Annotated in this window: 11 protein-coding genes; 9 read left to right on the forward strand and 2 right to left on the reverse strand. The window is 60.6% G+C overall.

Translation table 11 applies throughout. From position 1 onward, the window contains the following. Positions 1–12 precede the first annotated feature (12 nt). From guaA to prmC, 9 genes are all read left to right on the forward strand, one after another. Positions 13–1,590 carry a glutamine-hydrolyzing GMP synthase gene (gene guaA / locus BSZ35_RS16440; protein ID WP_105013458.1) on the forward strand — a complete coding sequence of 526 codons (1,578 nt, stop codon included), beginning with the start codon at positions 13–15 and terminating at the stop codon, positions 1,588–1,590. 190 nt (positions 1,591–1,780) lie between these two features. Then, on the forward strand, positions 1,781–3,436 hold the full coding sequence (locus BSZ35_RS16445; protein WP_105013459.1) for an ABC transporter substrate-binding protein: 1,656 nt from the start codon (positions 1,781–1,783) through the stop codon (positions 3,434–3,436). A gap of 224 nt (positions 3,437–3,660) precedes the next feature. After that, positions 3,661–4,521, forward strand: coding sequence for an outer membrane protein assembly factor BamD (bamD, locus tag BSZ35_RS16450; RefSeq protein WP_105013460.1), 861 nt, complete (start codon positions 3,661–3,663; stop codon positions 4,519–4,521). 88 nt (positions 4,522–4,609) lie between these two features. After that, positions 4,610–5,209, forward strand: a complete 600-nt coding sequence (gene nadD, locus BSZ35_RS16455; protein WP_105013461.1) for a nicotinate (nicotinamide) nucleotide adenylyltransferase — start codon at positions 4,610–4,612, stop codon at positions 5,207–5,209. A 181-nt stretch (positions 5,210–5,390) separates the two neighbouring features. Beyond that, on the forward strand, positions 5,391–5,984 hold the full coding sequence (locus BSZ35_RS16460; protein WP_105013462.1) for a thioredoxin family protein: 594 nt from the start codon (positions 5,391–5,393) through the stop codon (positions 5,982–5,984). 150 nt (positions 5,985–6,134) lie between these two features. Next, positions 6,135–6,374, forward strand: coding sequence for an ABC transporter permease (locus BSZ35_RS16465; RefSeq protein ID WP_105013463.1), 240 nt, complete (start codon positions 6,135–6,137; stop codon positions 6,372–6,374). A gap of 131 nt (positions 6,375–6,505) precedes the next feature. After that, positions 6,506–7,345, forward strand: a complete 840-nt coding sequence (locus BSZ35_RS16470) for a phenylalanine 4-monooxygenase (RefSeq protein WP_105013464.1) — start codon at positions 6,506–6,508, stop codon at positions 7,343–7,345. 177 nt (positions 7,346–7,522) lie between these two features. After that, positions 7,523–7,810: an acylphosphatase gene (locus BSZ35_RS16475; protein ID WP_105013465.1), complete on the forward strand. Its 288-nt coding sequence runs from the start codon at positions 7,523–7,525 to the stop codon at positions 7,808–7,810. A gap of 28 nt (positions 7,811–7,838) precedes the next feature. Further along, positions 7,839–8,732, forward strand: a complete 894-nt coding sequence (prmC, locus tag BSZ35_RS16480) for a peptide chain release factor N(5)-glutamine methyltransferase (RefSeq protein WP_258096754.1) — start codon at positions 7,839–7,841, stop codon at positions 8,730–8,732. A gap of 63 nt (positions 8,733–8,795) precedes the next feature. Here the strand turns inward: prmC and BSZ35_RS16485 are convergent, their stop codons facing one another. Next, positions 8,796–10,583, reverse strand: coding sequence for a lytic transglycosylase domain-containing protein (locus tag BSZ35_RS16485; protein ID WP_105013467.1), 1,788 nt, complete (start codon positions 10,581–10,583; stop codon positions 8,796–8,798). Between the two features lie 284 nt (positions 10,584–10,867). Next, positions 10,868–11,839, reverse strand: coding sequence for a cation diffusion facilitator family transporter (locus BSZ35_RS16490; RefSeq protein ID WP_105013468.1), 972 nt, complete (start codon positions 11,837–11,839; stop codon positions 10,868–10,870). Between the last annotated feature and the right edge of the window lie 88 nt (positions 11,840–11,927).

Genomic DNA, 11,927 nt, shown 5'->3' on the forward strand with positions numbered 1-11,927 from the left:
CAATAGATCGAGATGCACGAGAAGATTGTCATTCTGGACTTCGGGTCCCAGTACACTCAGCTCATTGCGCGTCGTGTGCGGGAAACAGGGGTCTACTCCGAAATCTATCCCTGCACAACGCCGACGGAGGAGATCGCGTCACTGAATCCGAAGGGAATTATTCTTTCTGGAGGGCCATGCTCGGTCTACGACGACGAGGCGCCTCAACTCGACCCCGACCTGTTGGAGCTGCGGCAGGACGACGGGCGGCCCGTGCCGGTTCTTGGCATTTGTTACGGCCTTCAGGCCATGGCGCACCTGCTGGGAGGGCACGTACAGCGGGCTGAACGGCGCGAGTTTGGCCGAGCGCACATCCAGGTTGAGGGCGACGGGGCGGCGACCGATCTCTTTGCCGACGTGCCCGACGGGTCGACGGTCTGGATGAGCCATGGCGATCACCTCACCGAACTGCCCGACGGATACGAGGTCATAGCAAGCACCGAGAACGCGCCGGTGGCGGCCGTGCATGATACACAGGCGCCCCACTACGGCGTGCAATTTCATCCCGAAGTGGTGCACACCGACTTCGGACGGCAGATCCTAGAAAATTTTGCGTACAACATTTGCGGCTGTAGCGGCGATTGGTCGCCCGCCTCGTTCGTTGAAGAACAGGTTGCTGAGATTCGGGAGCGGGTGGGCGATCGGCACGTGATACTCGGCCTCTCTGGAGGGGTCGACTCGTCGGTGGCGGCAGCACTGTTGCACCGCGCCCTTGGCGATCAGCTCCACTGTATCTTTGTAAATAACGGTCTCCTCCGCAAAGGAGAGTGGGACCAGGTGCAGGACACCTTCCGGGGGCACTTTCAGATGGACCTCCATACGCAGGATGCCACGGACCGATTTCTGGAGCGTCTGGAGGGGGTCGTCGATCCAGAGGAGAAGCGTGTTCTCATTGGCAACACGTTTATTGAGGTATTTGAGGAACAGACCGATGAAATTGCCAGCGAACTGGGGCACCGGCCCGAGTTTTTGGCACAGGGGACCCTCTATCCGGACCTGATTGAGAGCGTGTCGTTTAAGGGGCCGTCGGAGACCATTAAAACCCATCACAACGTGGGCGGCCTGCCGGAGGAACTCGACTTTGAGCTGATTGAGCCGTTTCGGGAGCTGTTCAAGGACGAGGTGCGCGAGATTGGGCGCCTTCTGGAGGTGCCGGAGCCGATTGTGGGACGGCATCCGTTTCCGGGACCCGGGCTGGCGATTCGCATTCTGGGGCCGGTGACCCGGGAGCGGCTGGCCCTCCTGCGCGAGGCCGACGCGATCTTTATTGACGAGCTGCGGGCCCGTGATCTCTACGACGAGGTCTGGCAGGCCTTTGCTGTGCTACTTCCGGTGCAGAGTGTAGGCGTGATGGGGGACGAGCGGACCTACGAGAACGTCTGTGCCTTGCGGGCCGTGACCAGTGTTGATGGCATGACGGCCGATTGGGCCCATCTTCCGCACGACTTCCTTGGGCACGTTTCGAACCGGATTGTGAACGAGGTGCGTGGCATTAATCGGACCGTGTATGACGTAAGCTCGAAACCGCCGGCTACAATTGAGTGGGAGTAGGCCGATTTGAATGACAATGTCGTGCCCTGCTGCTGGAAGGAAGCGGTGGGGGAGAGCGTGTGCCTCCGTGCTTCTTGTTCATCGTCGGGAGCGCCTGTCCGTGTGCATGGGCGGGTGATAGGCCCGGGTGCCCATTCCGTCCAGTCGCAGATACGCAATCATCTCTTCCGCTGTGAACTTCTTTCTTTGCATGACGAGTCGAGCATCCCTCGCCGTTCGCGCTGTCCTCGTGATCTTCTGTGCCGGTCTGCTGGCTGGTCCGTCCGTGGTGCAGGGACAGGTGCAAGACACCGTCCCCCGCAATTCGGACGCCGAACTCATGTTCGAGCAGGGCCTAGCGGCGTTCGAACAGGGACAATACCAGCGGGCGGCTGAGCGCTTTCGCCTGGTGAACGACTACCAGCTGAATCGGAAAACCACAGCGGCCCTGGTGATGCAGGGCAAGGCGCTTCTTCGGCTCGGCCGGTTTCAGGAGACCGTCGACGTGCTGACCACGCTCCTCGATCGGTATCCGCAAACCTCCTACCAAGGGGAAGCCGAACGCATTCTCGATGTCGCCCGCACGCAGCTCCGCCGTCAGGGTCAACGCGTTGACACCCTTCGTATCGGCATTGCCCTCCCGATGACCGACAGGGCGGTAGGCCTCACCCAAGCAATGTTCAACGGCATTCGGCTGGCGGTGGACGGGCACAATGGACTGACGCGACGCTACGTCCCCCCACCGGGACTTCGGGCCTCTGTCGACTCCTTTGGGGTTGCCCGCACGGCCGAGGTGTACGGGGACAGTCTCGCCGAGGCAGAGGGGCGCACGACGGTCACGACCCGGACCGACACAATTCGCGTCGACTCGCTCCAGATCCTGACCGAGCAGCAAGGACAGCCGAACTGGGTCGCCAAGATGCATTTTCGTCGCGTGAAGGATCGTCCAGAGTCGGCCCGAGCAGCGGTCGATTCCCTCGTCCGCATAGACAATGTAGATGTGATTGTCGGGCCCTTGTACAGTGAGACGGCTCGAGTTGCAGGGGCCGCGGCGGAGGAGGCACGGATTCCGCTGATTGCTCCCCTTGCTACGGATGAGAGTGTGTCCGCGGGGCGAGACTACGTCTTCCAGGCCAATCCCACGATTCCGCTTCGGGGGCGCATCATGGCCCGTTTCGCTTCGGAGGGCCTTCTCACCGAGAGTGTGTCGATGATTTATGAGAAAGGCGCGCCCTACAGCAGGCGAATGGCCGATGCCTTTCGGGACGAGGCACGACGCCGAGGGCTCACTACCCCATTTACGCTGGAGTTGGATAATCCACGTCAGTGGTCGCAGCTGCCTGAGGCCTTGGAGGCAGATTCCACCATAACGGACTCTATGTTTGCGGCCACAGAAGCCTTCTATCTGCCCATTTCGGGTCAAAACGCCACCGGGAAAATTCAGGATGCTCTCACGGGGTTCGGGCGTCTCAATACGACTGCTCGGATTCTCGGAAACTCCAGCTGGCACGACCTAACGGTGGTCGAAAAGGCCAGTGCCTTTACGACTACGTACGCCACGGATTTCAACGTGCAGACGAAACGGCCCGACGTTCAAGACTTCATTCGGCAATACCGGCTTCTGACTGGCAATACTCCCGACCAGCTGTCCGTGCGGGGACAGCGATTGGCGTACACCGGCTACGACATCGCCCATTTCCTTCTATCCACCGTCGACCCGTCGCCTCCGCCCCCGAGCCCACAGGACTTACGAGAGGCTGGGACCTACGAGGGACTGGGCGTGCGTCTTGACTTTCAGGAGGGCAATGTGAATCGGGCCATGTTTTTTCAGCGGTACCGCAACAATCGAGTAGAGCGTATCCGGTAGGGGGCGTGCGCCGTGGACAAATCGCGTGACGGTTCGGGGAGGTCTCCAGGAGACTAATGTTTAGCGGCTTTTGGATGGATTGGGAACGTAGAGAGGAACAGACCCTACCCGGTGCCGTTTCGGCTCCGCGTCATTGATTAGGGCCGTCTCCAGCATTCTGGGGAGGGTCCGAGAAATGTGGCGTGACCGGCCTTTCATTGATCTTGCGGACTGTGCTTACGTCTATGCGTCTTTCGGTTCTCTCGTCGGTGTTGAGCCTGGCCCTTCTCATCGGACTGGTCGGCTGTTCGGGCAGTCAGGGCATTACGACCAGCGGCCCGCAGGATGCCTACGAAAAAGGGGTTGCTGAGTATGAGGAGGAGGACTATGATCGGGCCATTCGCTACTTTCGATCCGTGCTCAACTATGGGCGGGGCAACGAGTGGGCCCCCGACGCCCAATTCAAGCTGGCCATGGCCCAGCGGAAGAAAGGGAAGTATCTCGTAGCGGCAAACGAGTTTAGGCGATTCACGCAGCTCTACCGCAACAACCAGATGGTGCCGCGTGCCGAGTATGAACAGGCGCGTGCGTACTATGCCCGTTCTCCTGGCTATCATCTCGATCAAACCGACACGCGGAAGGCCATCGAACTCTTCCAGCTCTTCCGGGACCGACATCCGGACCACAAACTTGCCCCGAAGGCGCAGGACAAAATCGATGAGCTTCGGGCAAAGCTTGCCCATAAGCAGTTCGACGCCGCCAAGTTGTATGAGCGTCGCGATATGTGGCCGGCCGCTACGGTGGCATACGAGTCAGTCTTTGACCAGTATCCGGATACTCCCTGGGCCGACGATGCCCTTCTCGGAGCTCTACGCTCTTACATCCGATACGCCGATCGCAGCATTCAAGAGAAGCAGGCCGAGCGATATCAGCAGGCTCTTGATCAGTATGCTCGTCTGCAGCAGCTTTTCCCCGAGAGTCCGGTGTTGGAGCAGGCCGAGCCGCTGCGGGCAGAGGCCCGGCGCAAGCTGAAGGAAGTGCGATCACAAGAGCAGCGCACACAGTCGCTTGCGCGAGAAGGGGGAAGCGCTGACAGCGCAAACTAAACGGAGGAGGTCGGTCCTGAAGATAACTGTTCAGGGCGTACCCGTCGGATGGGGGGAGGCAGAAGTCGTTTTCAACTGGCGCCACGTCATGGACATCGGTCTGTTTGGGGGTTCGTTCAATCCGCCACACGTGGCTCATCTCGTCGTTGCGGAAATCGCGCGGGACCAGCTTGGGTTTGACGAGGTGTGGTGGATTCCCAATGCGACCCCCCCACACAAGTCTCACGACGAACTGGCCGCCGTGGAGCACCGTCTGGCGATGACGCGCCGTGCGATTGCCGATAATCCGTCCTTTCGAGTCTCCGAGATCGAAGTAGGGCGAGAGGGGGTCTCCTATACTGTGGATACGCTTCGGGTTTTGCAGGACGAACACCCCGATACTGACTTTGGGCTTCTCCTGGGCAGCGACAGTCTCGATCATTTCGGGGAGTGGCACCGGCCCGACGAAATTATGGAGCGGGTTCCGTTGGTTGTGTACAAACGGCCGGGCATCATCGAGGACGTTCCCGAGCCGCGCTTCGCCAACCGCGTACGGTTCGTCTCGGCCCCCGTAATGGAAGTCTCCGGTACCGAAATCCGGTCCCGCCGCCGTGCGGGACGATCAATTCGGTACCTCGTGCCTGAAACCGTGCGCTCCTACATCCGCGAGCATAATCTTTATCGGGGGACGGAGATGGACGGGGAGTAAACCGCTCTCTTCGAAGTCAAGCGGCTGAGATAGGTAGACGGGGGAATATTTACGCCGCGTAACACGACGTTGCGTCTTCCCTCCGAACCTCGGCGTGCAGGAAAAGTAAGAGACAGTAGCGAAGTCTCAGGGCAATTCTCGTCTGCTTTCCATACTCTGTAAAACCGGATCCGACGTTGCAATGGCTGTTACTGAATCGACGATGATGGAGTTGGGGCAGGAGGCGCCCTCTTTTACCCTTCCAGCCGCCAATCCGGAGGTGGATGACCGTGGCGACGAACAGCGGTCTCTCGAGGACTATGCCGACGCCGAGGCCCTCGTCCTTGTGTTCACATGCAACCACTGCCCATACGCCCAGCATGTGGAGGAGGCTATGATCGATATGGCCCGCGAGTATCAGGAGAACGGTGTGCAGTTTCTCGCCATCTGCTCGAACGACCCGGAGAATTATCCGGAGGACTCGTTCGAGAACATGGCTGAGCGGGCGGCAGCGAAGGACTATCCCTTTCCCTACCTTCAGGACGAGAGCCAGGAGGTCGCCACGGCATACCAGGCGGCCTGTACGCCCGACTTCTACGTGTTCGATTCCGATCGAACGCTTGCCTACCGCGGTCGCTTCGACGACACGCGACCGGATCACGGCGAGGCCCACGGCGGCGACTTGCAAGAGGCCCTGGAGGAGCTTTTGGAAAGTGGCACCGTGAACATGGAACAGAAGCCGTCCATGGGATGCAACATCAAGTGGAAGCCGGGACAAAAACCGGCACATGCGTAACGCCCGTCGGTCCGTGCCGGTTGCTGGGAGTGCGGCGGGACCTACCAGCCCGAGCAGATCAACGCCTGGGATCGTTCTCCGAGCCCGTCCCTGAAGGAGGATCATCTGCCGGTCTCGGATTTGCTGTCTCCCCTCACTCCTTCCAATGGTATGTTTGACGGACGGGCCTTCCGGTCCTGGGGACACATAATTGCCGGGGCATGTGTCGTTGCTGGACTCTTTCTTGGAATTATGCTTATGGCCGAAGAGGTCGTGGGCAATGGAGCGCGGCTCACGCGGGCTGCCGTGACGATTGCGCTCGCGGCGTTTTTCGGCTATGTGGGCACGGCTTGGATCATACGGCTCGATCTGTCGGTGGACGAGGGGCTGGGGGACGGGACGGGGTGGTAGAATCATGTCCCTACAAAAGGCGTTTCAGCAGTGGTCTCTTTTGTCGAGAGGACCACGACCTTTACTTATGATGTTGGAAGCGCTTCCAAAGTTATCGTCTCTTTCGTTCATTCAATACTGACCCGCTAGCCATGAATGACAACCCCCATGATACGACGACTCCGGACGAGGAGCGCTCGGCTTTCGAAAAGGCCCAAGAAGAGCAGGAGGACGTAGATCCGCGCACGATTCCCCAGCGCTTGGAAGAGCCGCCGCCCGTGGGAGAGGAAATCGAGTACCCGGACTACTCGGCAGAGGATCATGAGACCTGGCAGATTCTCGTCGAGCGTCAGATGGAGCAATTGCCGGGCCGGGCCTGTGAGGCCTATATGCGGGGACAGGACGTGTTGCAGCTTGAGGCGGACCAGATCCCAAGCCTTGCCAATCTGAGCCGCCGCCTTAGCGCAGAAACGGACTGGACTGTCGCGAATGTCCCCGGTCTGATCCACGAAAAGAATTTCTTTGAGCTCCTGGCCGACCGCAAGTTTCCCTCGACCAATTACGTTCGGGGACGCGATGAGCTTGACTACACGCCCGCACCGGACTGCTTCCACGACATCTTCGGTCACATGCCGATGCTTACGCAGCCGGATTTTGCTGATTTCTATCAGCTATTTGGGCGGGCAGCCCTGAATGCTGAGGGTGCGGATCGTCCTCGCCTCGAACGCTTCCACTGGTTTACCGTGGAGTTTGGACTCATTCGGGAAGAGGGAGAGAAGCGTATTTTTGGGGCCGGCATCGTCTCCTCCAATGAGGAGGTCACGCATGCCCTTTCCGACGAAGTGACACTCCATCCGTTCGATCCGGCCCACATCGTGGAGAAGGACGATTATGAGGTGTACAACCTGCAAGATGAGCTCTTTGTGCTCGATTCCTTTGAGCAATTGGTTGACGGCTTCCGCAGCTGGACCAAGAGCCGGGGACTTCTCTGACAATTCCGTTGTTGAAGCGAGGGAAACCCTTGACGAGACAGGCGCTTATCAAAAAACACCGATCTGTGCGGGTGGAGTCGGGCCTGTGTTCGAGGGGGCTGACGGGTCCAGCTATTCTTGGGGATCTGTACGGATCGGTGCTCACTGGTCCAAATGTGAATGAGTTCTCCCGGAGTTATGGAAACGGATACGCAGGAACGACTCTCCGCTCAAATCGAAGGGCGGGTACAAGGCGTGGGCTTCCGCAACTTTACCCAGATGCGCGCCCGGCAACTGGGCGTCACGGGCTGGGTCCGCAATGAACAGGACGGCTCCGTGCGTCTGGAGGCCGAAGGGCCGCGGGCCGCGCTCGAAGAGTTGCTGGAGGCCGTGCACGAGGGGCCACGAATGGCTCAGGTTGAGAGTGTGGAGGCCGAGTGGGCCGGCGCGAACGATGAGTATGAGGGGTTTCGCGTGCGCCGATAGCGGGTTTGTATCCACGCATCGTCAGTCGATGGCACAATCTGAGCTCCCAAACGACTCGCGGCAGGCCCTACTGGAATGGGCACAGCAACGGCTTCGGGCGGCCGAGCAGGACGCTCCCCGTCGCACAGCCGAATGGGTGTTGATCGACGTGCTTGGAATCGATCGGGGGCAGTTGTACGCCCGCGCCCGAACGCCGGTGGCCCCGGACGCCGCGCAGGAGTTCCGCACAATGGTGGAGCGCTGCCTGGAGGGGGAACCGCTCCAGCATGTGCTTGGCTACACCTCCTTTCGGGGGCTCCGCATCGACGTGTCGCCTGCCGTTATGATTCCGCGGCCCGAGACGGAAGAGGTCGTGGAAGCGGCCCTCCGGGCCGTCTCGTCCGTGGAAGCGCCCCAGGTGCTCGACGTCGGGACGGGGAGCGGCTGTATTGCCCTTGCCCTGAAGCACGAGCGCCCCGATGCACAGGTCGAAGGATGGGACGTGAGTGCCGAGGCTCTTGCGGTTGCCCGCCGCAATGCCGACCGGCTGGACATGGATGTTCATTTCGCTGAGGTGGATCTGTTTGCGGCACAGGTTGGAGACCAATTGGCCCGTCCGGTCGATCTTCTGATCTCCAATCCGCCGTACATTCCGAACGAAGAGGCCCAAACGCTCCCGGCCGTCGTCCGCGAGTACGACCCGCCGGAGGCGCTCTTCTCGGGAGAGGATCCCCTTCGATTCTATCGCACACTTGCCACCTGTGCCTCCGTCGTCTGCGCGCCGGGGGCGGCGATTGTGCTGGAGACGCACGCCGACTACGCCGAGGAAGCAGCAGCGGTGCTACGAGAAGCAGGGCTTGCGAAGGTATGCGTCGAGACCGATCTCAGCGACCGCCCCCGTATTCTAACTGCCCGCTATCGGGGACCAACGGAACGCGAGTAAACGGACCTCTTCGGGAGCGGGGCATCGCTCGCTCGTCGGTGTATGCCGGGGGATGGGGAGAGCCTACTCTGAAATCTGCAATCGCTGTCCCGGATAGATGCGGCTGCCGTTGAGATCGTTCCAGGCGCGCAACTGGCGCACCGAGATTCCGAAGCGCTCCGCAATGCCGCCGAGCGTATCGCCCTGCTGAACGCGGTAGACCGATGACACTTCGTCGGTGGAGCCCGAAGAGGAAGATCGGGCGGCCACGGTGCTTGGGGAGGCGGAGGCAGACGTTGTCGCCTCAGTGGATTGCGTCTCAGAGGTTGTGTCGATCGGGTCCAGGGGGCGAACGGGCGTCGACGTGCCGTATTGCACCCGCATTGGGCGGTCGTTCTCGGCTTCTGTGGTGAGGGCCCCGTCGTAATCATTGACGGGCACCACCAGGTGTTGTCCCTGTCGGATGAGCGTGTTGTCGAGGCCGTTGAGACGCTGGAGCACGTCGGTCGACGTGCCGAACCGCTGGGCAATTTCAGACAGAGTGTCCCCGGAGCGCACCCGATAGGTGGTGGCCGGCTGCTTTTGGGGGGCGGGCAGCTCAGCATAGTTCCAAACGAACCGGGGATAGCTGCCCAGCGGAATGCGCAGATGGTACCGGTCTTTCGACGGCGGAATGCGGCCGCGCCGAAGTTCTGGATTCAAGGATTCGAGAACACTGCGCTTCGTTCCGGACAAGTCCGCCAGGGTGCTGAGCGAGAGCATGCTGCCGTGCACGGCCACGTAGTCGTACGAAAATGCCGGGGTGGGCGGGGCCGGTTCAAAGCCGTATGCCTCGGGGTTTTGCATCACGTGGGCTGCGGCGATAAACATGGGTACGTAGCCTCGCGTCTCACGGGGGAGGTAGTCGTAGGCATCCCAGTAGGACGGGTCCGGTTCGTCGGCCCGGCGAATGGCACGGCGGACGCACCCGGCGCCGCAGTTAAAGGCGGCCATGGCAAGATGCCAGTCCTCAAATTCCTCATAAAGGTCCCGCAGGTGTCGTGCGGCAGCACGAGTGGCTTTTTCCGGATCGCGCCGTTCGTCGACCCAGGCGTTAATGGACAGGCCGTAGCGGCGTCCGGTGGACGGCATAAACTGCCACATGCCCACAGCGCCCGCCCAGCTGCGCGCGTTCGGATTCAGTCCACTTTCGGCCATGGCGAGATAGCGGAGTTCAAGCGGGACATTTTCCTCCGCGAGGATGTGATCGATCATCGGCCCATACACCTGTACGCGTCGGAGCCAGCGCTCCACGTGCCCGTCCGGCTCGTCCTGCAGATAACGGATGGTCTCGTTGACCAAGCGGTTGGAGGTCATTGGAATCTCAGTGCCCGTGACCTCGGTGTTTTCCACAGGGGGGGATTCCTCCAGCAGGGGGTTGTCAAGCGCGTTGAGGGAGGAGAAGAGCTGGGCCCGCACCGAGAAAATCTGCCCGCGGGCCATTTGCAGGGAGTCCGGATCGTTGCCGTAGCCGTGGTAGCGGCGATACTCCGTCGTAAGGCCGCTGTAGAGATCGCGTACAGCATTGTCTTCCAAGGCGTTCGGCTGCTCACGAAGAAAGGTCGCGAGCTCCGACATGGCTTGATTCAGCAGTTGAGCCCGGCGGGTGCTGTCCTCCGTCGAGAGGATTTCGGCCTCCAGGGCGTAGAGACGAGCGACCTCCGGGCGCAGAGAAGTGGTGTCGTTGGTTGTCACCACGACGGTGTCCTTGGGAATCCGCTTCGTCTCTGTTTCAGTCGGCAAGACGGAGGAGGCGGTTCCACAACCGGACAGCAGGGCTACGCACAGCACGATGGCCGCGCCGATCACTGTCGTCTTATCAAGAGGGAGCATAAGGAAGAGTGAGTAGCTGAAATCAAGCAGGATGGGTACGAGGCGGCGCCATGCGTAAACGGAGCAAGGAAGCAGGGACGGCGGCCACCTATGGATGAATATTGAATTTCCGGGTCATCGTCAACAGAAGCAGGGCGTAGCCCCTGACATGAAAAGCCGGACGCCCCCCAAACGGACGAGTCGGGGGGCGGTTCGGGTACGAAAAAGACATCTCAAGGAGCAAAGGGGCGCCCTAGCGCGCAGATGCAACTTCTGCAACGATTTCGGGCCAACCTGAGTGGGCATCAGGTTGAGGAGGACTCCTGAGCGGCTCGGCGTCCCGTCAGGCTTTCGGCCTCAATAAAGATGAACTGGACGGGAGCGTGCCTCTTTCGAATTTCTTGCTCGATGCGGTCGATGGCCGCCGCGACTTCCTCCGCATTGAGGGACTCGTCGAATTGAAGGTCCATATTGAGAACCAGCGTATTCGGGCCCATATAGAGCGTCATCATCCGATGGACGTCGGCCACCGTGCCATCCTCGCGGGCAATGCGACGGATATCGGCGCGCATCTCCGGATCGGCCGCCTCGCCCAGCAGCAGTTTTTTGCTCTCCCACACCAGAAAAGAGGCGACGGCGCAGAGGATGAGGCCGATGAGGATCGACGCGATGCCGTCAATGATGGGCATGTGGAGCGCCTCCGTGAGGTGGACGCCGAGGAGGGCCACGATGAGCCCGGCCATGGCGGCACTGTCCTCAAAGAGCACAGTGAACGTCGTCGGGTCTTTGCTTGATCGGATGGCGTCCAAAAGGCCCTGATCCCCGCGCACTTTGTTGAATTCCTGCCAGGCTGTGCGGAAGGCAAAGCCTTCGAAAATGATGGCGGAGACGAGCACGATGGTATTGAGCGTCAGACCGCCGATTGTATAGCCAAACACCGTGGCGCCGGTGGGCCCCCCGTGGCCCGGGTCGAGCGTGTGCAGAATGCCTTCGTACAATGAGATGCCCCCGCCGAGGCCGAAGATGAGGACGGCAACGATCAGGGTATAAAAGTAAAGAGACTTCCCGTAGCCGTAGGGGTGCTGCTCGTCGGGGGGGCGTTTGCTGCGGCGGATGCCAAGGAGAAGCAGGCCGCCGTTGCCGGTATCGACGAGGGAGTGGATGCCCTCCGTGAGCATTGCTGAGCTTCCACTCACCGCGGCGCCGAGAAACTTTGTGACGGCAATCGCGAAGTTGCCGAGGATGGCGGCGTAGATTGCTTTTTTCGAGGAGGCCATGTTTGCTGCTGAGCGTGGGAGATAGAGAGACTGGAGAACGGGCGAATGAGATGAGGAAGGAGCACTCGGACGCACGAGGTGAAGAAAG

Source organism: Salinibacter sp. 10B, from assembly GCF_002954405.1.
In the GTDB taxonomy this organism is placed as follows: domain Bacteria; phylum Bacteroidota; class Rhodothermia; order Rhodothermales; family Salinibacteraceae; genus Salinibacter.